A 23,395-nucleotide genomic window follows, 5' to 3' on the forward strand; every position below is an offset into this window, starting at 1 on the left:
GTCCTTTCCTTCCTTCTCGCCTACCGGGTTAGCTGACGGGTTCGGAGCAGGAAGGTCTCCTACGGACCCCCTCGCGGTGCGCGCGGGCGTCCGATTCACCCCAGGGACTTGTGGTGTGGGTCCCCGGCTCCCCTGGCTCGCGCCATGCGGGGACTCGGCGATGACTGTCCGGTGCCACGGGTGCGGCGCGGTGTCTGACGGACAGCCCGGATGACGCTAAACGTGACAACTTTCAATCCCCAAACGGATCATGTCTTTTGTAGCGCATACCACAGGGCAGACAGGCAGCCTCTCCCCCAATTCGGGCATAAAGGGGCCCTGGTGACTCTTTGGTCACCAGGGCCCCCCGCGCGCGTGCCGCTATTCGGCGGTCACGACGGTGACTTCGCCGATGCCGAGGGCCTCGACGGGCTCCTTGATCTGCGCCGCGTCACCCACCAGCACGGTCACCAGGCGGTCCACCGGGAAGGCGCTCACGGCCGCCGCGGTGGCCTCGACGGTGCCGGTCGCCGCGAGCTGCTGGTACAGCGTGGCCTGGAAGTCGTCCGGCAGGTGCTGCTCGACCTGGTCGGCCAGCGTGCCCGCGACGGCCGCCGCGGTCTCGTACTTCAGCGGTGCCACCCCGACGAGGTTCTGCACGGCGACATCGCGCTCGGCGTCGGTGAGGCCCCCTTCGGCGAGCGTGCGGAGCACCGTCCACAGGTCCTGCAGAGCGGGTCCCGTGTTCGGCGTGTCGATGGAGCCGCTGATGGCGAGCATCGCGGCACCGGTGGGCCCTCCGGGAGAAGGCGCGGCGGAGCGCATGACCTGCCCGAACGCCCGGACGCCGTAGGTGTAGCCCTTCTCCTCGCGCAGGACCCGGTCCAGGCGGGAGGTGAGGGTGCCGCCCAGGCAGTACGTGCCGAGCACCTGCGCGGGCCACACGCGGTCGTGCCGGTCGGGGCCGATACGGCCGATCAGCAGCTGTGTCTGGACGGCTCCGGGGCGGTCCACGATCACGACCCGCCCGGTGTCGTCGGCGGTCACCGGAGGCACGGGGCGGGGCTCGGCCCAGGAGCCGGTCCAGGCGCCGAGGGTGTCGCCGAGCAGCGCGTCCAGGTCGATGTCGGTGAGGTCGCCGACGACCACCACGGTGGCGGTGGCGGGGCGCACATGCTTCTCGTAGAAGGCGCGTACGGCCGCGGAGTCGATGTTCTCGACCGTCTCCTCGGTGCCCTGGCGCGGCCTCGACATGCGCGAGGTCACCGGGAACAGTTCCTTGGAGAGCTCCTTGGCGGCCCGCCGGGACGGGTTGGCCAGCTCGTGCGGGATCTCGTCCAGGCGGTTGCGGACCAGCCGCTCGACCTCGCTGTCCGCGAACGCGGGTGCCCTCAGGGCGTCGGCCAGCAGACCGAGCGCCTTGGCCAGGCGCGAGGCCGGGACTTCGAGGGAGAGCCGTACGCCGGGGTGGTCGGCGTGCGCGTCGAGGGTGGCGCCGCAGCGCTCCAGCTCGGCGGCGAAGTCCTCGGCGGAGTGCTTGTCGGTGCCCTCGGAGAAGGCCCGCGCCATGATCGTGCCGACGCCGTCCAGGTCGGTCGGCTCGGCCTCCAGAGGCGCGTCCAGGAGCACCTCCACGGCGACGACCTGCTGGCCGGGGCGGTGGCAGCGCAGGACCGTCAGGCCGTTGTCGAGCGTGCCGCGCTCGGGCGCCGGGAAGGCCCAGGGCCTGGCCTCGCCGGCCTGCGGCTGGGGGTGGAATTCCATCGTGGCGAGCTCGGTCACCGGGCCGCCTCCTCGTTCTCGTCCTGGTCGGCGGGGGTTTCGGGAGCGGTCGGCTCGTAGACGAGCACCGCGCGGTTGTCGGGGCGCAGGCGGGCCTTCGCCACGTCCTGGACCTCCTGGGCCGTCACGTCCAGCACGCGCTGTACGGCGGTCAGGGCGAGCTGCGGGTCGCCGAACAGCACGGCGTAGCGGCACAGTTCGTCGGCGCGGCCCGCGACCGTGCCGAGCCGGTCCAGCCACTCGCGCTCCAACTGGGCCTGGGCGCGCTCCATTTCCTCGGCGGAGGGGCCCTCCTCGGCGAACCGGGCGAGCTCCTCGTCGATGGCGGCCTCGATGACCGGCACCTCGACGTCACCGGAGGTCTTCACGTCCAGCCAGCCCAGGGAGGGCGCACCGGCCAGCCGCAGCAGGCCGAAGCCGGCCGCCACCGCCGTACGGTCGCGCCGCACGAGCCGGTTGTAGATGCGGGACGACTCGCCGCCACCGAGGACGGTGAGCGCCAGGTCCGCCGCGTCGCACGCGCGCGTGCCGTCCTCCGGGAGCCGGTAGGCGGCCATCAACGCGCGCGCGGGGACCTCTTCCTCGATGATCTCGCGCAGTTCGCCGCCCATGACGTCGGGCAGCGCGCCGTCGCGGGGCGCGGGCTTGCCGTCGTGCGCGGCGATGGACCCGAAGTACTTCTCGATCCAGGCGAGCGTCTGCTCCGGGTCGATGTCGCCGACCACCGACAGCACGGCGTTGCCCGGCGCGTAGTACGTGCGGAAGAACGCGCGGGCGTCCTCCAGGGTGGCCGCGTCCAGGTCGGCCATCGAGCCGATCGGGGTGTGGTGGTAGGGGTGGCCCTCCGGGTAGGCGAGGGCGGTGAGCCTCTCGAACGCCGTGCCGTAGGGGACGTTGTCGTAGCGCTGCCTGCGCTCGTTCTTGACGACGTCCCGCTGGTTCTCCATCGACTCGTCGTCCAGGGCGGCCAGCAACGAGCCCATGCGGTCGGCCTCCAGCCAGAGGGCGAGCTCCAGCTGATGGGTCGGCATGGTCTCGAAGTAGTTGGTCCGCTCGAAGCTGGTGGTGCCGTTGAGCGAGCCGCCCGCGCCCTGGACCAGTTCGAAGTGGCCGTTGCCCTTGACCTGGCCGGAGCCCTGGAACATGAGGTGCTCGAAAAGGTGAGCAAGGCCGGTACGACCCTTGACTTCGTGGCGCGAGCCGACGTCGTACCAGAGACACACCGCGGCGACCGGGGTCAGATGGTCCTCGGAGAGCACCACGCGCAGGCCGTTGGCCAGACGGTGCTCGGTCGCTGTCAGTCCGCCGGAGCCTGCCTGCGCTGTGGCCGTGTGACCCATGGGCATGTACGTCCCTTCGATCGCGGTCGCGGTCGCTGAAACCGCGGTTTTCCTGCCGGTCCTGCCACTGTATGCAAGCGTGCGGACGGTCGGCGAAGTTCCCGGACGACGTACGCCGTGAGCGAGATCGCGTAGCCTGCGGGCAACCGCCGTCGGACGACCGCCCGCACCGGGCCCTGGCGGCCGACAACGGGCCCTGGCCCGCACTGTCAGTCCCGCGGTCCACAATGGTCTGCGTCAGATCCCGTTCACGCTTCAGCAAGAGTGAGCCGAAGGGACGCGTCGGTGTCCGGAGGTCGAGCGCGCGGAGCCCCCCGGGGCTGAGCACGATCGGGCACTCCTCGGCACCGACCCGAGCGCCCCGTAAGGCGAACGACCAGAAACAGGAGGAGCCGGCAGCGATGGCCCGCCGCAGCACGAAGACCCCGCCCGACGACTCGTACGAGGAGAAGATCCTCGACATCGACGTCGTCGACGAGATGCAGGGCTCCTTCCTCGAGTACGCGTACTCGGTCATCTACTCCCGCGCCCTGCCGGACGCCCGTGACGGCCTCAAGCCGGTGCACCGCCGCATCGTCTACCAGATGAACGAGATGGGGCTGCGCCCCGACCGCGGCTACGTGAAGTGCGCCCGTGTCGTCGGCGAGGTCATGGGCAAGCTGCACCCGCACGGCGACGCGTCGATCTACGACGCCCTGGTGCGTATGGCCCAGCCCTTCTCGATGCGCGTCCCGCTGGTCGACGGTCACGGCAACTTCGGCTCGCTCGGCAACGACGACCCGCCGGCCGCCATGCGGTACACCGAGTGCCGCCAGGCCGAGGCGACGAGCCTGATGACCGAGTCGATCGACGAGGACACCGTCGACTTCTCCCCCAACTACGACGGCCAGGAGCAGGAGCCGGTGGCACTGCCGGCCGCCTTCCCCAACCTCCTGGTCAACGGCGCGTCGGGCATCGCGGTCGGCATGGCCACCAACATGGCGCCGCACAACCTGGCCGAGGTCATCGCGGCCGCCCGCCACCTGATCCGTCATCCGAACGCGGACCTCGAAGCCCTGATGCGCTTCGTCCCGGGCCCCGACCTGCCCACCGGCGGCCGGATCGTCGGTCTCGCCGGTATCCGCGACGCCTACGAGACGGGCCGCGGCACCTTCAAGATCCGCGCCACGGTCTCCGTGGACAACGTGACAGCGCGCCGCAAGGGCCTGATCGTCACCGAACTCCCCTTCACGGTCGGCCCCGAGAAGGTCATCGCCAAGATCAAGGACCTGGTCGGCTCGAAGAAGCTCCAGGGCATCGCGGACGTCAAGGACCTCACCGACCGGGCGCACGGCCTGCGTCTGGTCATCGAGATCAAGAACGGCTTCGTGCCGGAGGCCGTCCTGGAGCAGCTCTACAAGCTGACGCCCATGGAGGAGTCCTTCGGCGTCAACAACGTGGCGTTGGTGGACGGCCAGCCCCTCACCCTCGGCCTCAAGGAGCTCCTGGAGGTCTACCTCGACCACCGCTTCGAGGTCGTGCGCCGCCGCAGCGAGTTCCGCCGCACCAAGAAGCGGGACCGTCTGCACCTGGTCGAGGGCCTGCTCACCGCCCTGGTGGACATCGACGAGGTCATCCGTGTCATCCGCTCCAGCGACAACTCCGCCGAGGCCAAGCAGCGCCTCATCGAGCGCTTCTCGCTGAGCGAGATCCAGACCCAGTACATCCTGGACACGCCGCTGCGCCGCCTGACCAGGTTCGACCGCATCGAGCTGGAGTCGGAGAAGGAGCGGCTGAACGCGGAGATCGCGGAGCTGACCCGGATCCTCGACTCGGACGCCGAGCTGCGCAAGCTGGTCTCCACCGAACTGGCCGCGGTGGCCAAGAAGTTCGGCACCGAACGGCGCACGGTCCTGCTGGAGTCGGCGGGCGCCCCGGCGGCCACCGTGCCGCTCCAGGTGGCCGACGACCCGTGCCGCGTCCTCCTGTCCTCCACCGGTCTGCTGGCCCGCACGGCGAACGGCGAGCCGTTCCCGGAGGACACCGACGCCCGGCGCACCAAGCACGACGTGATCATTTCGGCGGTGCAGGCCACCGCGCGCGGCGAGGTCGGCGTGGTGACATCTTCCGGACGCCTGCTCCGGGTGAACGTGGTGGACCTGCCACAACTCCCCGACACCGCCTCGGCGCCGAACGTCTCGGGCGGCGCCCCGCTGGCGGAGTTCGTCTCCCTGGAGGGCGACGAGACGGTCATCTGCCTGATCACCCTCGACGAGTCCTCCCCCGGCCTCGCGATCGGCACCGCCCAGGGCGTCGTCAAGCGCGTGGTCCCCGACTATCCGACCAACAAGGAGGAGCTGGAGGTCATCACCCTCAAGGAGGGCGACCGGATCGTCGGCGCGATGGAACTGCGCACCGGCGAGGAGGACCTGATCTTCATCACGGACGACGCGCAACTGCTGCGCTACCAGGCCTCCCAGGTCCGACCCCAGGGCCGCCCGGCCGGCGGCATGACGGGCATCAAGCTCACCGAGGGTGCCAAGGTGATCTCCTTCACGGCCGTCGATCCCGCCGCGGACGCGGTGGTGTTCACGGTCGCGGGCTCACGCGGAACCCTCGACGACTCCGTCCAGACGACGGCCAAGCTGACCCCGTTCGACCAGTACCCACGCAAGGGCCGGGCCACCGGCGGCGTCCGCTGCCAGCGCTTCCTGAAGGGCGAGGACTGCCTCTCCGTGGCCTGGGCGGGCCCCGTCCCGGCCAAGGCGGCCCAGAAGAACGGGACACCGGCCGACCTCCCGGAGATGGACCCGCGCCGCGACGGTTCGGGAGTCTCGCTGCCGAAGACGGTGGCAGTGGTGGCGGGACCGGTCTAGGCCTCCCCCACGTCCTCCAAGTCCCCCGGGTCCCCCCGGTCCCCCAGGTCCTCCGCGGGAGCCTCCTCCAGGGGTTCGCCCTCCGGCTCCCGCACGTAGCGGAGAACGCCCCACATGCCGCGCTCGTCGGCGTGTGGGGCGTCGCTCTTGCACGCCTCCAGTTCCTTGCCGAGGGCGGGCACGTCGATGCCGGAGCCGATGAGCACCAACTGCGTGAGGCGGGCGTCGCCGGACGTCCAGGGTTCCGGGTAGAAGCGCAGGAACCGTCCGACGGCGTGCACGCCGTAACGGTTCCCGGAGTCGTTCGGCCCGAAGTCGACGTACCCCTTGATCCGGTACAGCCCCTCCGGCCTGCTGTCGAGGAACCGCATCAACAGACGCGGGTCGAGAGGCACTTCGGAGACGAAGGACAGGCTGTCGTAGCCGTCGTGCAGATGGCCGGAATGGTCGGCCCCGGTGTGATCGGGCCCGGCCCGATCCTGTCCGGTGTGCTCGTGCAGGTCGTCGAAGGACAACTGCCCGATGCGCTCCTCGCTGGGCCGGCAGTCGAAGAGGAACTCGGGGTCGATGCGGCCGTAGCGCGCCGGGACCACGGCGGCGCGGTCCACGAGGGACCGGACCAGGCCGAGGACCCGCTCCCCGTCGGCGGCCCGGTCGAGCTTGTTGACGACGACGAGGTCGGCGAGGCCGAGATGCCGGTCGATCTCGGGATGCCGCGCGCGCGTGTCGTCGAACTCGGCGGCGTCGACGACCTCGACCAGCCCGCCGTAGACGATCCCGGGATGCTCGCTGGCGAGCACCATGCGCACGAGCTCTTCGGGCTCGGCGAGCCCGCTCGCCTCGATCACGATGACGTCGATACCGAGCGCGGGGCGTGCGAGCCGCTCAAGGTAGTCGTCCAGCTCACTGGCGTCGACGGCACAGCACAGGCACCCGTTCCCGAGGGAGACGGTGGAGTCACCGAGGGCGCCGGCGACCGCCATCGCGTCGATCTCGATGGCCCCGAAGTCGTTGACGACGGCACCGATACGGCTGCCTCCGCTGCGGTGGAGGAGGTGGTTGAGCAGGGTCGTCTTGCCGGAGCCGAGGAATCCGGCGAGCACGACGACGGGGATCTGCGGCGCACCGGGACCCGCCGGGTGGGGAACTGCCGCCGGGGAGAGACCCGGTTGCCGACCGAGCCCGGGGCGCGGGCCGGGTCCCGACCCAGGGCCGGAACCCGTCTCAGGTGTCACCTCAGGGCCGGGGCCCGTCTCGGGACTCACCTCAGGGCCGACGCTCACCTCAGGGCCGGGGCCCGTCTCAAAGCCCGGGCTCGTCCCCGGGCCGTGGCTCACCTCAAAGCCCGGACTCGTCCCCGGGCCGAAGCTCGTCTCAGAGTCAGGTCTCGTCCCCGGGCCCAGGTGCGGACGCGGTCCCGGACTCGCCTCCGGGCCAGGACTCGGACGTGGGCCTGCGCTCGGCTGCGGGCACGGCTGCGGGAGCGGCGACGGGCTCGGCTGGCTCAACGGGCGACCTCTTTCACACCGACGCGTGCACCGGCTCGCGGCCCGGCGCACGTACGAGGATTGAATGCCGAACCAGGATACGAGCCGGAAGAATCACCGCGAAGTGAACGATTGTTAGCAGCACTTGCGGGGCAGACGTTGGGGAAGGCGCTGGATTGTGCGACCCTCGCTTCCTTCCGTGCGCCTCCTCTCCGCCTCCCCCGCCGATCAGAGCCGCTCGGCATTCTGGGAGACGGCAAGCGCCGCCCTCCGCTCGCCGGTCCCCTCCCGTCGACCCGCACCCGACGACCGGCGGACGGCCGCCTGATTCGGGGATTGACATGGCCACACGGAAGCGTGGAACACAACGGACGCCTGGGACACAGGGGCACGCCACCCCCCTGGCAGCCGGTCTCGGTCTGTGCGCGGGAGCTCTCGCGACCTTGGCCGCACAACACCGCACGCTCCGCGCGCTGCGCGAACGCCTCGACCACCTGGAGGAACAGGTGGCCCACAGCCAACGCCACACCAACCTGGCCAACCAGCAACACCTGCACTGGGAACTGCTGAGCAAGGCGATGGACGATTCGGAACTCGCTGAAGTCCTTGATCTCTACGAGTCACAGGTATCGCCCAAGCAACGGCGCCAATACATCTTCGCCAATGCCTTGTACACGAACTTGCTCTTCTACTACCGCATCGGCAATCTCAGTCGCGAAGAGTTCTTCAAGCATGCCCGGGGCATTTTCCAAAGCCCGATTGTCAGGGAGTACTGGTACGCGACCCGGCAACAGCGCGCAAGCATCTCTGACACAGACGAGGCAGAACTCGGACAGTTGGTCGACGAGCTCCTGCGTCAAATGGAGGAAGCGGACACCGAGGAGTGGTGGGTGGTCGGGGAGCCGCCCGACGCATGACGTAAACTCCCACCCTTCTCATCACCCAGGAGCAGGGATCACGCCTGCAGGCGTTACGGATCAAGAACCGGTGCGTTCTTCCAGGTGTCAGGGGGTTGACCACTGTGCGACCGCGCAAACAGTCGACCACCGCAAAGAACCGTCACTCACGCCGTCCGGTGGTCAAGGCTTGCCCCACAGGGATGCCGTCACACCCCGCGGCAGAAGTGCGCAGGCGCTGCGCCTTAAGACCAAAGGAAATCAACAGTGGGTCAGATCATTCGCCGTCTCGGCGTACCTCCACGAGAGCGAGGCAGCACGTCCAGTGCGACTTGCCCGGATATTTTCGAATTGGCGAACGGGAATTTTGCCATTATCGGAACAGACGTAACTGACTCACTGGACACGCAACTACCCGCCGACGCCGCTCGCGCCGACTATGAGCGCATTGTCGTCATCACGCGCGAAACGCTGATCAAGGCCAAGGGTGACATTCCCGACGCGTAGCCGGTAATCACTAACCACGCAAGCCCCTCACGACTAGGCACCACGTGGGCTCGGTGTCGCACTCGATACCGAGCCCGCTCAACTTGCCACCCGAACATCCGACTACTCCCAGGAGTGCGCGATGCCGCCTGTCTCCGCTCGACGCTCGGTGGCCAGACTGTCAGTCGCTGCGGCGCTCGGCACCGCGGTCGTCGGCGCCGCTTCGATAGCCGTCGCCGGCTGGCTCATCGATGGCGTCGAGTGGATTGAGGGAGGCAGGGAGTCCGCCGCAGAGCGTGGATCCGTCGGCGAGTACTTCAGCGGGGTCAGCACCCTGTTCTCCGGGCTTGCCCTAGTGCTGCTCGTCGCCACATTGCTGCTTCAGCAACGCGAACTACGCCTTCAGCGCGAGGAACTCATGCTGCAGCGTGAGGAGTTGATGGCGTCACGCCAGGAACTCCGCAGATCGGCGGAAGCAGACCTGCGTGGGCTTCACCTACAGATGACCCAGATGGCGATGACCGACCCTTCACTGGCCGAAGTGTGGAACGACCTCCCGACCGCATCCCCGACAACACTGCGCCAGGACTTGTTCGCCAATCTCACCTTCAGCCACTACGTCCTGCTGTACAGCTGGGGCACAGTGTCCGAGGCGGATCTGCTTGTCTATGCGAACAGCCTGCTACGCAGCCCGGCGTTCCAGCGCTATTGGAACGCCACCCGGCCGAGCAAGATTGACCTGCCTCCGGACAGTGCAGAAGGGCGAGTGTTCCGACTGTTCGAGCAGGTCCTGGTCGAGAGTGACCCGAGTGCGGCGCCTCCCGCCCAGTGACACCATGTCCCGCACTCACACCGCCTCCGGCACCGCCACCGGCGCCCCCGGCCCCACATACCGCGCCACCGGCCTGATGATCTTCGAGTCCGCCGCCTGTTCCAGGATGTTGGCGCTCCAGCCGACCACGCGCCCGGCCGCGAACGTCGGCGTGAACATCTCGCGTGGCAGGCCGCACAGTTCCATGACCACACCGGCGTAGAACTCGACGTTGGTGTGGAGCTCCCGTCCCGGCTTCAGCTCGGCGAGGATCCGCTCGACCTGACGCTCGACCTCGACGGCGAAGTCGACACGCGGTCCGCCGAACCGCTGGGCGATCTCGCGGAGCATCCGGGAACGGGGGTCCTCCGTGCGGTAGATCGCGTGGCCGAAGCCCATGATGCGGTCTCCCGCGAGGACCCGCTCGCGAATCCAGGGGTCGATGCGGTCGGGCGTGCCGATCGCGTCCAGGGTGTCCAGCGCACGGCTGGGCGCGCCCCCGTGCAGCGGCCCGGACAGCGCCCCCACCGCCCCCACGAGACACGCCGCCACGTCGGCACCGGTCGATGCGATCACCCGTGCCGTGAAGGTTGATGCGTTGAATCCGTGATCAATGGTTGAGATCACGTACTGCTCGACCGCTCGTGCCCGCTCCGGCTCCGGTTCCGAACCCGTCAGCATGTAGAGGTAGTTCGCCGCGTACGACAGGTCCTCGCGCGGCTCCACCGGTTCGAGCCCCGCGCCCAGCCGGTGCAGTGCGGTGAGCAGTGTCGGTACGGCTGCCGCCGCGACGACGGCGTCCTCGCGGCGCCGGTCCGCGTCGAGGTCGTACACCGGCCGGAAGCCCTTGGCCGCGCCGAGCAGCGACAACGCGCTGCGCATCGCGGCGAGCGGCCCGGAGCCCGCGCCGGCCGCGGCGATGGCGGGCAGCGCGGCCCGCACCCCGTCGGGCAGGCGCCGCAGCCCGGCGGTCTCCGCGGCGAAGGCGGCGGCACGTTCGGCGGTGGGCAACTCGCCGTGGACGAGGAGATGCCAGACGTCCTCGAAGCTGCGGGTCTGCGCGAGTTCGACGGCCGAGTACTGGCGGTAGTGATAGAAGCCCTCGCGCCCCCGCACGTCCCCGATCTCGGTGTCGGTGACCACGACACCGGCGAGTCCTCGCGGTACGTCGACCAGTGTGCCTGCGGACCTGTTGACGGACATGATTCCTCCCTCGACTTGATTCGACTGTCCATGATTGACTGATTCTCTGTCAATATTGATTGAATCAATCTGAGTGAATCAATGCCCGCCCAATGAACCGAGCTGCGGATACGGTGACGTCCTATGCGCGATCAAGAACCCCTCCCCGGCCCCGCCGGACAGCGGCTGAGTACCAAGGAGGCCGCCGAGCTGCTGGGCGTGAAGCCGGAGACGGTGTACGCCTATGTGAGCCGCGGTCAGCTCACCAGCCGTCGCATCCCCGGCGGCCGGGGCAGCACCTTCGACGCCAAGGAGGTGGAGGCACTCGCCCGGCGCAACAGGCGTGACAGCGGCGGGAGTCCGGGCTCCGGGGGCGAGCTGTCGGTGCGGACGCGCATCACGTTGATCGACACGGACCGGTACTACTTCCGGGGCGTCGACGCGACCGAACTGGCCGCCCGGTACTCCTACGAGGAGGTCGCCGAGTGGCTGTGGACCGGGCGGATGCGTCCCGGAGTCTCCTTCACGGCACCGGAGGCCGCCGTCGCCGTGGCCCGCCGCGCGGTGGACGCGCTGCCCGAACACGCCTCTCCCACCGACCGGTTGCGGGTCGCGGCGGTCGCCGCCGCGGCCTCGGATCCGCTCCGCTTCGACCTCTCCGAGGAGGCCGTGCTCGGCACCGCGCGCGTCCTCATCCCCACCCTGGTGGGGGCCCTCCCGCCGGTCCGTCACGATGTCGCCGACGGCGGCCCGCTCGCCCGGCGCCTGTGGACCCGCCTCACCGGCCGGCCCACCGACGAGCCCTCCCTACGGGTGCTGGACACCGCACTCGCCCTGCTCGTCGACCACGACCTCGCCGCCTCGACCCTCGCCGTACGGGTCGCCGCCTCGGCCCGCGCGCACCCCTACGCGGCCGTCTCCGCCGGGCTCGGCGTCATCGAGGGTCCCCTGCACGGCGCGGCCAGCGGGCTCGCCCACAAGCTGCTCCTCGACGTGCTCGACCACGGCAGCGCGGCCCCCGTGATCGCGGACGAACTACGGTCCGGCCGCCGCATCCCCGGACTCGGACACCGCCTCTACCCCGGCGAGGACCCACGCGCGCGTGCCCTGTTCCGCCTCCTGGAGCAGCTCCCCGACGCCGGCCCCACCCTCGCCGCGGCCCAGGACGTCGTGGCCACCACCGCCCGCCACGCCCCGCTCCACGCCAACGTCGACCTGGCCCTCGCCGTCCTCACCGCCTCCTGCGGCATGCCCTCCACGGCAGGCGAGACGATCTTCGCGGTGGCCCGTACGGCGGGCTGGATCGCGCACGCCCTGGAGGAGTACGGGGAGCGCCCCCTGCGCATGCGCCCCAGCGGCCACTACGTCGGCCCTAGGCCGCCGCAGCTCCTCCCGGAGTAGGACACGGCCCGGCCGGAAGTCGCCCTGCCCCGAGTCAGGTTAGGCTCACCTCTGTGAGTACGTGCTCAACCGTCTCCCGGGAGCTCGACGAGCCCATTTCCGGGACCGCGGCCACCGCGAGGACCTGGCTACTGCTGGAACAGCCCGGCCCCTGGGGTGCCCAGGCGCTCACTTCGAGTCACCTGGACCCCGCACTGGGACGCGCCCTGGAGGCGGCCGCGGAGGGCACGGACGTACGGGTGGCACTGATCCGCCGCCCCGGGCGGCACGCGGACAGCCGCACGCCCACGACACGTCATGTGTACGCCGCCCACACCCTGCCCGGGAACGCGTGGCTGCGCACCGCCACCACCTGCGATCCGCGCCGACTGCTCGACCTCGACTTCGCCGCGCTCGGCCGGGGCGACCACGGCAGCTTCGACACGGCGCTCGACGGGCGGCCCCACCTGGGCGAACCGCTCGCGCTCGTCTGCACCAACGGCAAGCGCGACCGCTGCTGCGCCCTGCTGGGCCGCCCGCTCGCCGCCGAGCTGGCCGCGTCCGGCGTCGAGGGAGCCTGGGAGGTCACCCATCTGGGTGGACATCGCTTCTCGCCGACGTTGCTCGTGCTGCCGTACGGATACGCCTACGGCCGGGCCGAGGCCCATGCCGTCAAGCAGGTCCTGCACAGCGTCCAGGAGGGCCGGATCGTGGTGGAGGGGTGCCGTGGGAACTCCGCCTGGGAGCGGCCCGGCCAGGCGGCCGAGCTGGCCGTGCGCACGGCCGTGGGCGAGTACGCGGCGGACGCCCTGGCCGTCGTCCGCACGGAGGGTGCCGCCCCGCGCTGGGAGGTGACGGTCGCCCACGCCGACGGACGCCACTGGCGCGTCGTCGTGGCCCAGGGCTCGTCCCTGCCGCCCCGCGCGGAGAGCTGCGGTGCCTCGGCGCTCGGCTCCCCCGCGCGGATGGACGTGGTGGCGGTGCGCGAGTCGGCGCCGGTGTCGGCGCTCGCGAGCTGAGGACCCGGACCTCGCGGGCGGCGCCGACCGCACCCAGACCGCGCGCCTACAGGGCGTGCGGCGGAGACCGGCCGTACGACAGACACCCCCGTCCCCCGTCCACCCCGTCGCACCTATTGATCAAGTAATCCACGCCACACTCGCTGCGGCACCCCGGACCCACCCACGTACCGTCATGGGTATGAGCCGCACTCCCCCCGCCCGCCGCCTGCGCCTCGGCCTGCCGAAGCGCGTGTTCTCGCAGGTGCTGCTGATGCAGCTGGCGATCGCCGCGGGAGTCGCGGTCCTCGCGACCGGACTCTTCCTCGCCCCGCTGAGCGATCAGCTGGACGACCAGGCGATGCGCCGGGCGCTGGCGATCGCGCAGACCACCGCCGCCGAGCCACGGATCGCCGAAGAGGTCAAGAACACTCCTCCGACGGCCGACGGACCCGTCCAGAAGGCCGCGGAACGGATCCGCGAGACCACCAGCGCCGAGTACGTCGTGGTGATGGACTGGCGGGGCGTGCGCTGGTCGCACCCCACCTCCGACCAGGTCGGAAGGACCGTCTCGACCGATCCGGGCGCGGCGCTCGCCGGCCGGGAGGTCATGGAGATCGACAGCGGCACCCTGGGCCGTTCCGCCCGTGGCAAGGTGCCGCTGCGCGACAGTGACGGACACATCGTCGGCGCGGTCTCGGTCGGCATCGCGTACGACAGTGTGCGGGCGCGGCTGATCCACGCGATCCCGGGACTGTTCGCGTACGCCGGCGGCGCCCTGGCCGTGGGCGCCCTGGCCGCCTGGCTCATCTCGCGCAGGGTCCACCGGCAGACACGGGACCTGGCCTTCTCGGACATCTCGGGGCTGCTCGCGGAGCGCGAGGCCATGCTGCACGGCATCCGGGAGGGCGTCGTCGCCCTGGACCGCGCCGGCCGGGTCCGGCTGCTCAACGACGAGGCACAGCGCCTGCTGGACATCGGGGACGAGGCCGTCGGCCGCTCCCCCGACGAAGCGCTCGGCGAGGGCCGTACCGCCGATGTCCTCGCGGGCCGGGTGACCGGCACCGACCTGCTCACCGTGCGCGGCCAGCGCGTCCTGGTCACCAACCGCATGCCCACCGACGACGGCGGTGCCGTGGCCACCCTGCGCGACCGCACCGAACTGGAGCAGCTCGGCCGTGAACTCGACTCCACCCGCGGCCTGATCGACGCCCTGCGCGCCCAGGACCATGAGCACGCCAACCGCATGCACACGCTTCTCGGGCTGCTCGAACTGGAGATGTACGACGACGCCGTCGACTTCATCGGAGAGGTCGTCGGCGATCACCGTGTCACCGCCGAGCAGGTCACCGAGAGGATCCAGGACCCCCTGCTCGCCGCCCTGCTGGTCGGCAAGGCCACCGTCGCGGCGGAGCGCGCGGTCGCCCTGGGGGTGTCGGACCGGACCCGGCTGCCGGACCGGCTGATCGACCCCGGCGGGCTCGTCACGATCCTCGGCAACCTGGTGGACAACGCCCTGGACGCCGCCGCGGGAACACCGCACGCGCGCGTGGAGGTCGAACTGCGCGCCGAGGGGCGTACCGCGATCCTCCTGGTGCGGGACACCGGCCCCGGAATTCCGGTGGCCCACCGTGAGCTGGTCTTCACCGAGGGCTGGTCCACGAAGACGCCGCCGGCCCACCGGAACCGCGGCATCGGACTCTCCCTTGTGCGCAGGCTCGCCGAGCGTCAGGGTGGCAGCGCCACGGTCGGCGAGGCGGGCGGCGGGGGCGCGGAGTTCACAGTCGTCCTGCCCGAGGCCCTGGCCGAGCCGGAACCGGCCCTCACCGCGCCGCGGACCCAGCCGTCGGCCGGCAAGGAGGAGACCCGATGATCGAGGTCCTGGTCGTGGACGACGACCTCCGGGTCGCGCAGGTCAACGCCGCCTACGTGGCGAAGGTGCCGGGCTTCCACGTGGCCGGCGAGGCGCACAACGCGGCTCAGGCGCTGGACCAGTTGGAGGCGCTGCCCCACGTGGACCTGGTGCTGATGGACCACTACCTGCCCGACGGGACCGGCCTCGCGGTCGTCCAGGAGATGCGCCGCCGCGGCCACCAGACCGACGTGATCATGGTGACGGCGGCGCGGGACGTGTCGACCGTGCAGGCCGCTATGCGGCAGGGTGCGCTGCAGTACCTGGTCAAACCGTTCGCCTTCGCGGGCCTGCGCGCCAAACTGGAGGCGTACGCACAACTGCGCAGCACCCTCGACGGCGGCGGCGAGGCGGAACAGGCCGAGGTGGACCGCATCTTCGGCGCCCTGTCCACAACGTCGGAACCCGAACTCCCCAAGGGTCACTCCCCCACCACGGCGGAACTCATTCGCCGCTCCCTCATGAACGCCGAAGGCCCCCTGTCGGCCCAGGAGATCGCCGAACGCACGGGGGTGAGCCGCCAGACCGCCCAGCGCTACCTGAAGCTCCTGGAGCGCACGGGACGCGCCAGACTCACCCTCAAGTACGGCGACGCGGGCCGCCCGGAACACCGTTACGTGTGGGCGACCCGCGCCTGAGGGCACGGCCGGGTGGGGGCGGGGGAAGGAACCGTGCCCGCCGTTACATACGGACGCGAGCCACCGGAATGTCATCCCGTACGACGACGATGACGGCGCGTCCTGCCTACACGGCTCCGGCTCCCGTCAGCGACCGCACCTCGGTCTCCGCGTGTTTGGCCTCGTCGGGAAGTTCCGCCGAGGTGACCGTGCCGAGCCAGCCCGCGACGAAGCCCAGCGGGATCGAGACCAGGCCGGGGTTCTGCAGCGGGAAGTACTGGAAGTCGACGCCCGGGAACAGTGATTCGGGGCTGCCCGACACCACCGGCGACAGCAGCACGAGCACGATGGCCGGGATCAGCCCGCCGTAGACCGCCCACACGGCGCCGCGGGTGGTGAAGCCGCTCCAGAACAGGGAGTAGAGCAGCACCGGCAGATTGGCGGACGCGGCCACGGCGAAGGCGAGTCCCACGAGAAACGCCACGTTCAGGTCGCGTGCCAGCAGACCGAGGGCGATGGCGACCACGCCGATGCCGACGGCCGCGGTGCGGGCCACGGCCACTTCGCTGCGCGGCTTGGCACCCCGGCGCCGCAGTGAGGCGTACAGGTCGTGGGCGACGGACGCGGAGGAGGCGAGGGTGATGCCGGCGACCACGGCGAGGATCGTCGCGAAGGCGATGGCGGCGACGATCGCGAAGAGAACCGTTCCACCCGTGGAGTGCGCACCACCGCCCAGGTCGAGTGCCAGCAGCGGGACCGCCGTGTTCCCGGCGGCGTTCGATCCCCGTACCGCATCCGGCCCCACGATCGCCGCGGCACCGAACCCGAGGACGATCGTCATCAGGTAGAAGCCGCCGATCAGCCCGATCGACCACACGACCGAGCGCCGGGCGGCCCGCGCGGTGGGCACGGTGTAGAAACGGGACAGGATGTGCGGCAGCCCGGCCGTGCCCAGCACCAGCGCGAGTCCCAGGCTGATGAAGTCGAGGCGCGCGGTCCAGTCCCCGCCGTACCTGAGGCCGGGCGCCAGGAACGACGTGCCGTGACCGCTGCGCTCCGCCGCCGTGAGCAGCAGGCGGTTGAAGTCGCCGTGGAACCGCACCAGGACGAGCACGGTCAGCGCGACGGTGCCGCCGAGCAGCAGGACCGCCTTCACGATCTGGATCCAGGTGGTGGCGCGCATCCCTCCGAACGACACATAGATCACCATGAGCGCGCCGACCCCGATGACCGTCCAGGTCTGTGCCGCCGCTCCGGTGCCGCCGAGCAGCAACGCGACCAGGCTGCCCGCCCCCACCATCTGCGCCACCAGATACAGAACGGACACGGTGACCGAGGAAGTTCCCGCCGCGATCCGCACCGGCCGCTCGTTCATCCGGGACGCCACCACGTCGGCCAGGGTGAACCGCCCGCAGTTGCGCACCAGTTCGGCGACGAGGAACAGCACCACCAGCCAGGCCACCAGGAACCCCACCGAATACAGCAGCCCGTCGTAGCCGTAGAGGGCGATGAGCCCGGAGATGCCGAGGAAGGACGCGGCCGACATGTAGTCACCCGCGATGGCAAAACCATTCTCCATGGGCGAGAAGAGCCGCCCGCCCGCGTAGAACTCCTCCGCCGAGCCGTGCCGGTGACGGCTCACCCATGTGGTGATCCCCAGTGTGACGGCGACGAACACACTGAACAGCAGCAACGCCAGTGTCTGGTGGTTCCCCGTCACAGCACACCGCCCCGGACACCACGCGTCAGTTCCTGGGTGTCCCAGCGCAGTTCGAGCGCGGCCCGGTCCCGGCGCAGCCGCGCGTGCCGCGCGTAGGCCCAGGTGAACAGGAAGGTCGTGAGGAACTGCCCCAGTCCCGCCACCATCGCCACGTTCACGGCGCCCGCCACGGGGCGTGCCATCAGGCCGGGGGCCGTCGTCGCGGTCACGACGTAGGCGACGTACCAGGCGAAGAACACGACGACCGCCGGCACCACGAACCTTCGGTACCGGCCGCGCACCTCCTGGAACGCCGCGCTGCGCTGCACCTCCAGGTACACCTCGGCCGCGGCGACGGCGGGGGCCTCGCGCTCCCGAGGCGCCGGCAGCACCAAGGGCCCGGACGCGTCGGCGCCGCCCGACTCACCCCAGCCGGAGGCCAGTGCGTCGTACCAGGGGTCGTCGTACCGCACCTGTCCGCACTCCTCGGAGGGCGTCGGGGCATGACCGTCGTGGTTGTCGACCGAACTCTCGGCACCACCCTCGCCTCCGCGCGGGCGACCGTTGCTTGACTGCATGCCCAAGGATGGACAGAACGGGAAGATCCCCGACTCTTCTTCCCCCCGCTCTTCACCCCATCAGGTGACTCACCCCGTCGGTGGGCGTACAAGCCCCTTCCCATACGCGTAACGCACCGCCTGCGCGCGATCCTTGAGTCCTGTCTTGGCGAAGAGGTTGTTGATGTGCGTCTTCACCGTCGCCGTGGAGACCTGCAACCGGCGGGCGATCTCCTGGTTGCCGAGTCCCTCGGCGATCAGCACCAGCACCTCGGTCTCCCGCCCGGTCAGTCCGTCCGGCGGCTCGACCGGCGCCGCCGACAGCGGCTCGGGTTCCGACAGCCGCTCCAGCAGCCTCCGTTGAATGCTCGGCGACAGCCCCGCGTCACCGGACAGCACGCTCCGCACGGCCCGCACGATCTCGTCACCCCCCGCGTCCTTGGTCAGATAGCCGCGCGCCCCCGCACGCAGCGCCGGGAACAGCGACTCGTCGTCCGCGAACGTCGTCAGCACCACGACCTGCGTCCCGGGGTGTTCCGCCCGGATACGACGGGTCGCCTCCACCCCGTCGCAGCGGGGCATCCGAAGGTCCATCAGCACCACGTCCGGGGCGAGTTCGGCCACCAGCCTCACCGCCTCCTCCCCGTCCCCCGCCGCTCCGACGACCTCGATCCCGGGCAGCAGCCCCAGCAACATCACGATGCCCTCACGGACCACGGTCTGGTCGTCGACGACCACCACCCGCGCGGCCTTCTCCGCCACGCCCTGCGTCATACGGGCACCTGCAAGGTCACCACGAACCCCTCCTCGTCCGGCCCGGCCTCCAGCGAGCCGCCCAGCAGCTCGGCACGCTCCCGCATGCCCAGCAGACCGTACCCGGCGCCGGTGCCCGTGAGTTCGCCCGGTGAACCGCCGGAGTCCCGCACGACCAGCCTGACTTGGTGGTCGCCGTACTCCAGGCGCACCTGTACCTTCGCCCCCGGCGCGTGCTTGCGGACGTTGGTCAGGGCCTCCTGCGTGACCCTGCGCACGGCCTGCGACGCCTCGGCCGGCAGAGGCCTGCGCTCACCCGAAATGACGGCCTCGGCACCGGCCGTGTCGACGGCCTGGGCCAGGTAGTCCTCCAGCGGGGTCAGCTCGCCACGCAGCGCCGACAGCGACTGCCGGGTCTCGGCCAGGCCGTCGCGGGCCATTCCCCGTGCCGCGACCACCCGTTCGAGGATCTGCTCCCGGTCGGCCCCGCCCTCGATCAGCAGCCTGGCCGCTTCCAGGTGCACGAGCTGCGCCGACAGACTGTGGGCCAGCACGTCGTGGATCTCCCGCGCGATCCGGGCCCGCTCCGCGAGTGCCGCCGACTCCGCCTCCGCCGCCCGTGCCGCCCGCTCCTGCGCGAGCAGCCGCTGCGCACCGCCCCGGGCCTCGGCGTCCAGCCGCAGGACGTATCCGGCGAGGGCCAGCCCCACCGTCGTCACCGCGGTGGTCAGCCAGGGGTCGTCATTGACCAGGGCGTACGACGTGAGAGCCACCGCGGTCACCGGCAGGGCGGCCGCGAGGGGCAGCCGCTCCAGGGCCGTGATGGCGCACCCGCACCACAGCACCAGCGCGGGCACCCTGACGTCGGCTGTCTGGGCAACCATCGCGATCCCCAGCAGCACCGTGGTCAGGGCCAGGGACGGCCAGAGCCGGTGGGCGAGGGTGGTGCGGTAGAGGGCCCAGGCGGCGAACGCGGCCAGCAGCACGGCCGCCGCCGCGGCCGGCACCCCCCAGCCGCGCACCTGACTGCTGAAGACGCCCCACAGGAGCATGCCGAGCACCAGGGCCCGCACGATCCACCCGAGCAGACGCCGGGGAGACGAGATGTCCCCGTGGACGAGTGCTTCCCTGGAAGGCCAGCGTGTCCAGACGTTCTCCGTCACACACGCTCCTTCCACGCGGGCGCGGACATGCCGTCACCGTACGCCGTACCGGGCACGGCAACCGGGCGCAGGGACTGGGCCCGCCAGGCGAGGATCCCGGAGCGGACCAGGAGGGTCGCCGCCAGGGCGAGCAGCAGGGCGGAGGAACCCTGGTGGATACCGAGCACCGCGCCGAGCGCGAACAGGCCGGCCCGCAATCCGATGCCGACGGCCCAGACCGCCCCGCTCGCCTTGGTGCTCCTGCTCCACACCTCTCCGCCCGGCTCCACCCATATGCGGGTGGTCCAGGCCCAGCCGGCTCCGACGGCGAGGCCGGTGACCAGCTCGACGGCGAGCAGTGCGACCGATGCCGTGTGGTGATGGGCGTCCACCACCTGCGGCTCGCGGAGTGCCACGACGGCCAGGATCACGGGCAGCAGCCACCAGCGCCTCTCGGTGTCGATCCGACTGGCGCGGAACTGGCGGACGACCACCAGGACGACGACGGCCACGATCATCAACGCGTCCACGAGCCCGGACATCGCAGCCTCCGTAGCGAGAAAGGGCGAGACCGGCAGCGAGCGCTGCCGACGCCTTCGACGCTACGCAAACGGGCAGGTCGACGGATCGGAGCCGGGGTGGATCATGGGTGGACCCGCGGCGACCGCCGCCTTCCACCCACGGGTGGAGACACCGGCCGTACGCCGTACGCCGCGCAACCAGCGTCCGTGTGCCGCGCCTGCCTGACCTACTTCGTCCTGCCCTGCCCGGCCCGAGCCTGCGCACCTCCGGGGACGCTGCGCCCCGACGGGCGCGAGCCACGCCCGTCGCGCCAGTTGGGCGCACCAGCCGGCCCGGGCCCGTCCAGGGCCGCGCGGAGCGTCACCCGCCGGAAGGGCCCGGACAGCCCGCCGCGACGCACCCCCGCCGGTCTCCCGTCCCCCACCACCCCACCCGGCCGGTGCCGGGCACCACAGCCCGGCCGCGTCACACCCACCCGCACCGGGCCCGGTCCGTCTCACCGGCCCGAGCCCGGCGCAGCGGCTACGCGTCGATGCGCGACCGGTCCAGCGTCGCGGCCGAGCTGGAGATGAACTCCTTGCGCGGTGCCACGTCGTTGCCCATCAGGAGGTCGAAGACCCCCTCGGCGGCGTCCAGGTCGGAGAGGTTGATCCGGCGCAGGGTGCGGTGGCGCGGGTCCATGGTGGTCTCGGCCAGCTGGTCGGCGTCCATCTCACCGAGACCCTTGTAGCGCTGGATCGAGTCCTTGTACCGGACCCCCTTGCTCTGGAACTCCAGGAGCTTGTCGCGCAGCTCTCGGTCCGAGTACGTGTAGACGTACTTGTCCTGGCCCTTTTTCGGCTGGACCAGCTCGACGCGGTGCAGTGGCGGCACCGCGGCGAACACCCGCCCCGCCTCCACCATGGGGCGCATGTAGCGGTGGAACAGCGTCAGCAGCAGGGTCCGGATGTGGGAGCCGTCCACATCGGCGTCGGTCATCATGATGATCTTGCCGTAGCGGGCCGCGTCGATGTCGAACGTGCGGCCCGAGCCCGCTCCTATGACCTGGATGATCGCGCCGCACTCGGCGTTCTTGAGCATGTCCGTCACGGACGACTTCTGGACGTTGAGGATCTTGCCGCGGATCGGCAGCAGCGCCTGGAACTCGGAGTTCCGGGCGAGCTTGGCGGTACCGAGCGCGGAGTCCCCCTCGACGATGAACAGCTCGCTGCGCTCGACGTCGTCGCTGCGGCAGTCGGCGAGCTTGGCGGGCAGCGACGAGGACTCCAGCGCCGTCTTCCGGCGCTGTGCGTCCTTGTGCTGACGTGCGGCGATCCGAGTACGGGCGGCGGCGACGGCCTTTTCCATGACGACGCGGGCCTGGGCCGCGTCGTCCCGCTTCGTGGACGTGAGGAACGCCTTGAGCTCCTTGGAGATCACGGTGTTCACGATGCGTCGGGCCGCGGAGGTCCCGAGGACCTCCTTGGTCTGCCCCTCGAACTGCGGCTCGGCCAGACGGACCGTGACGACCGCGGTGAGGCCCTCCAGGGCGTCGTCCTTGACGATGTCGTCCTCGGCGACGCGCAGCATCTTCTTGGTGCGGAGCACCTCGTTCATCGTCTTGGCCACGGCCTGCTCGTAGCCCGCGACGTGGGTGCCTCCCTTGGGAGTGGCGATGATGTTGACGAACGACCTGAGGGTCGTGTCGTAGCCGGTCCCCCAGCGCATCGCGACGTCCACGCCGAGCTCACGGGTGACCTCGGTGGGCGTCATCTGGCCGTGGTCGTCCAGGACGGGAACGGTCTCCTTGAAGCTGCCCTGGCCGGAGAAGCGGAGGACGTCGCAGACCGGCTTGTCGGTGGCCAGGTACTCGCAGAACTCGCTGATGCCACCGTCGAAGCGGAAGGACTCCTCACCCTTGCTGCCGCCCTCGCCGAGGCCGTACTCGTCGCGGACGACGAGGGTCAGGCCGGGAACCAGGAAGGCGGTCTGGCGAGCGCGCTGGTGCAGGTTCTCCAGGGAGAGCTTGGCGTCCTTGAGGAAGATCTGACGGTCGGCCCAGTAGCGCACGCGCGTGCCGGTGCGGGTCCTGGGGATCTTCTTGGCCTTGCGCAGGCCACCGGGCTCGAACTTGGCGTCGGGGCCCACGGCCGCGAAGGACCCCGGGACACCGCGCCGGAAGCTGATGGCGTGGGTGTGACCACTGCGGTCCACCTCGACGTCCAGCCGGGCGGACAGGGCGTTCACCACGGAGGCACCGACGCCGTGCAGACCGCCGGACGCGGCGTAGGAGCCGCCGCCGAACTTGCCGCCGGCGTGCAGTTTGGTCATGACGACCTCGACACCGGAGAGGCCTGTCTTGGGCTCCACGTCGACGGGGATGCCACGGCCGTTGTCGCGGACCTCCACCGATCCGTCGTCGTGGAGGATCACCTCGATGTGGTCGCAGTAGCCCCCGAGGGCTTCGTCGACGGAGTTGTCGATGATTTCCCACAGGCAGTGCATCAGGCCACGACTGTCGGTCGAGCCGATGTACATGCCCGGGCGCTTGCGCACGGCCTCAAGTCCTTCGAGGACGAGCAGGTGCCGCGCGGTGTAGTTGGAACCGTCCCGGTCTGCTCCTGCCAGCAGAGCTGTGGACGGCACGGACGTCTCGGCGGTCACGCGGTTCGCTCCTCGCTGAATTTCAGGTGGGGCCCTTCTGGGTAAGGGCGCGGCTTGGGTTGCCGCTCAGAGGGTACCGAGGCCTGGTAGAGCCGATGTAACGCCACCCTCGTCTGAACTCACACTAGTCCACGGTCGTATACACGTTCGATCCCTCGATTGAGTGAAGTACATATCACGTTCCCTTCGGGGCATGAACCATTTAGGCTCCGGGCACGTCCTCATCAACAACCGGCAACCCAGCCGGGAGGATCGACCCCCCGACCGACAGAGCGAACCCGTAAGCAACGAAGCCACGCAATACGGCACATTCGCCGCCAACCGGCAGCACACAGCCACCCCGGAGAGATTTTT

At 70.5% G+C, this 23,395-nt stretch carries 18 protein-coding genes and 1 riboswitch; of the genes, 8 read left to right on the top strand and 10 right to left on the bottom strand.

Features of this window, described 5'->3' with window-relative positions; translation table 11 throughout:
- Positions 1 to 3 precede the first annotated feature (3 nt).
- A riboswitch (cyclic di-AMP (ydaO/yuaA leader) is annotated at positions 4 to 170 on the bottom strand.
- A 190-nt stretch (positions 171 to 360) separates the two neighbouring features.
- Both ACZ5VD_RS39735 and ACZ5VD_RS39740 read right to left on the bottom strand, forming a co-directional pair.
- Positions 361 to 1,761: a M16 family metallopeptidase gene (locus tag ACZ5VD_RS39735; protein WP_468554126.1), complete on the bottom strand. Its 1,401-nt coding sequence runs from the start codon at positions 1,759 to 1,761 to the stop codon at positions 361 to 363.
- The gene (locus ACZ5VD_RS39740) at positions 1,758 to 3,107 is read right to left on the bottom strand and encodes a M16 family metallopeptidase (protein ID WP_468685321.1); all 1,350 of its coding nucleotides are present in this window, start codon (positions 3,105 to 3,107) and stop codon (positions 1,758 to 1,760) included. The genes ACZ5VD_RS39735 and ACZ5VD_RS39740 overlap by 4 nt, the downstream gene beginning before the upstream one ends.
- A 395-nt stretch (positions 3,108 to 3,502) precedes the next feature.
- On the opposite strand from ACZ5VD_RS39740, the gene ACZ5VD_RS39745 reads away from it, so the two are divergent.
- A complete protein-coding gene (locus tag ACZ5VD_RS39745; RefSeq protein WP_468685322.1) occupies positions 3,503 to 5,956 on the top strand; it encodes a DNA gyrase/topoisomerase IV subunit A in 2,454 nt (817 codons plus the stop codon).
- Here ACZ5VD_RS39745 and ACZ5VD_RS39750 read toward each other — a convergent pair.
- Positions 5,953 to 7,059 carry a CobW family GTP-binding protein gene (locus ACZ5VD_RS39750; protein WP_468685323.1) on the bottom strand — a complete coding sequence of 369 codons (1,107 nt, stop codon included), beginning with the start codon at positions 7,057 to 7,059 and terminating at the stop codon, positions 5,953 to 5,955. The genes ACZ5VD_RS39745 and ACZ5VD_RS39750 overlap by 4 nt on opposite strands.
- A gap of 827 nt (positions 7,060 to 7,886) precedes the next feature.
- Between ACZ5VD_RS39750 and ACZ5VD_RS39755 the strand changes: the two genes are divergently transcribed.
- The 3 genes from ACZ5VD_RS39755 to ACZ5VD_RS39765 all read left to right on the top strand — a co-directional run bounded on the left by ACZ5VD_RS39755 (position 7,887) and on the right by ACZ5VD_RS39765 (position 9,657).
- Positions 7,887 to 8,360 (top strand): DUF6082 family protein, encoded by a 474-nt coding sequence (locus ACZ5VD_RS39755; RefSeq protein WP_468685324.1) that lies wholly within the window; start codon positions 7,887 to 7,889, stop codon positions 8,358 to 8,360.
- 246 nt (positions 8,361 to 8,606) lie between these two features.
- Positions 8,607 to 8,846 carry a hypothetical protein gene (locus ACZ5VD_RS39760; RefSeq protein ID WP_468685326.1) on the top strand — a complete coding sequence of 80 codons (240 nt, stop codon included), beginning with the start codon at positions 8,607 to 8,609 and terminating at the stop codon, positions 8,844 to 8,846.
- A gap of 121 nt (positions 8,847 to 8,967) precedes the next feature.
- Complete coding sequence (locus ACZ5VD_RS39765) at positions 8,968 to 9,657, top strand: DUF6082 family protein (RefSeq protein ID WP_468685328.1); 690 nt, start codon at positions 8,968 to 8,970, stop codon at positions 9,655 to 9,657.
- Between the two features lie 15 nt (positions 9,658 to 9,672).
- Here ACZ5VD_RS39765 and ACZ5VD_RS39770 read toward each other — a convergent pair whose 3' ends face one another.
- A complete protein-coding gene (locus ACZ5VD_RS39770) occupies positions 9,673 to 10,839 on the bottom strand; it encodes a citrate synthase/methylcitrate synthase (RefSeq protein WP_468685329.1) in 1,167 nt (388 codons plus the stop codon).
- Between the two features lie 123 nt (positions 10,840 to 10,962).
- Here ACZ5VD_RS39770 and ACZ5VD_RS39775 point away from each other — a divergent pair, with 123 nt between their 5' ends.
- The 4 genes from ACZ5VD_RS39775 to ACZ5VD_RS39790 all read left to right on the top strand — a co-directional run bounded on the left by ACZ5VD_RS39775 (position 10,963) and on the right by ACZ5VD_RS39790 (position 15,746).
- Entirely contained in the window at positions 10,963 to 12,219 is a 1,257-nt protein-coding gene (locus ACZ5VD_RS39775) for a citrate synthase family protein (RefSeq protein ID WP_468685331.1), read from the top strand.
- A 53-nt stretch (positions 12,220 to 12,272) separates the two neighbouring features.
- Positions 12,273 to 13,217 (top strand): sucrase ferredoxin, encoded by a 945-nt coding sequence (locus ACZ5VD_RS39780; protein WP_468685332.1) that lies wholly within the window; start codon positions 12,273 to 12,275, stop codon positions 13,215 to 13,217.
- Positions 13,218 to 13,398: 181 nt separating this feature from the next.
- Positions 13,399 to 15,069 (top strand): ATP-binding protein, encoded by a 1,671-nt coding sequence (locus ACZ5VD_RS39785; RefSeq protein ID WP_468554117.1) that lies wholly within the window; start codon positions 13,399 to 13,401, stop codon positions 15,067 to 15,069.
- Positions 15,066 to 15,746, top strand: coding sequence for a response regulator (locus tag ACZ5VD_RS39790; protein ID WP_468554116.1), 681 nt, complete (start codon positions 15,066 to 15,068; stop codon positions 15,744 to 15,746). The genes ACZ5VD_RS39785 and ACZ5VD_RS39790 overlap by 4 nt, the downstream gene beginning before the upstream one ends.
- A gap of 106 nt (positions 15,747 to 15,852) precedes the next feature.
- On the opposite strand, the gene ACZ5VD_RS39795 is transcribed toward ACZ5VD_RS39790, so the two are convergent.
- From ACZ5VD_RS39795 to ACZ5VD_RS39820, 6 genes are all read right to left on the bottom strand, one after another.
- Positions 15,853 to 17,445 carry a solute symporter family protein gene (locus ACZ5VD_RS39795; RefSeq protein WP_468685334.1) on the bottom strand — a complete coding sequence of 531 codons (1,593 nt, stop codon included), beginning with the start codon at positions 17,443 to 17,445 and terminating at the stop codon, positions 15,853 to 15,855.
- Positions 17,442 to 18,002 (bottom strand): DUF485 domain-containing protein, encoded by a 561-nt coding sequence (locus ACZ5VD_RS39800; RefSeq protein WP_468685335.1) that lies wholly within the window; start codon positions 18,000 to 18,002, stop codon positions 17,442 to 17,444. Before ACZ5VD_RS39800 ends, ACZ5VD_RS39795 begins: the two co-directional genes overlap by 4 nt.
- 69 nt (positions 18,003 to 18,071) lie before the next feature.
- Positions 18,072 to 18,755, bottom strand: coding sequence for a response regulator (locus tag ACZ5VD_RS39805; RefSeq protein ID WP_468554113.1), 684 nt, complete (start codon positions 18,753 to 18,755; stop codon positions 18,072 to 18,074).
- A complete protein-coding gene (locus ACZ5VD_RS39810) occupies positions 18,752 to 19,897 on the bottom strand; it encodes a sensor histidine kinase (RefSeq protein WP_468685337.1) in 1,146 nt (381 codons plus the stop codon). Before ACZ5VD_RS39810 ends, ACZ5VD_RS39805 begins: the two co-directional genes overlap by 4 nt.
- A complete protein-coding gene (locus ACZ5VD_RS39815; protein ID WP_468685339.1) occupies positions 19,894 to 20,418 on the bottom strand; it encodes a DUF1453 domain-containing protein in 525 nt (174 codons plus the stop codon). Before ACZ5VD_RS39815 ends, ACZ5VD_RS39810 begins: the two co-directional genes overlap by 4 nt.
- A 502-nt stretch (positions 20,419 to 20,920) precedes the next feature.
- Positions 20,921 to 23,041, bottom strand: coding sequence for a DNA gyrase/topoisomerase IV subunit B (locus ACZ5VD_RS39820; RefSeq protein ID WP_468554110.1), 2,121 nt, complete (start codon positions 23,039 to 23,041; stop codon positions 20,921 to 20,923).
- Positions 23,042 to 23,395: the final 354 nt, after the last annotated feature.

Source organism: Streptomyces sp. NPDC032822 (assembly GCF_055578825.1).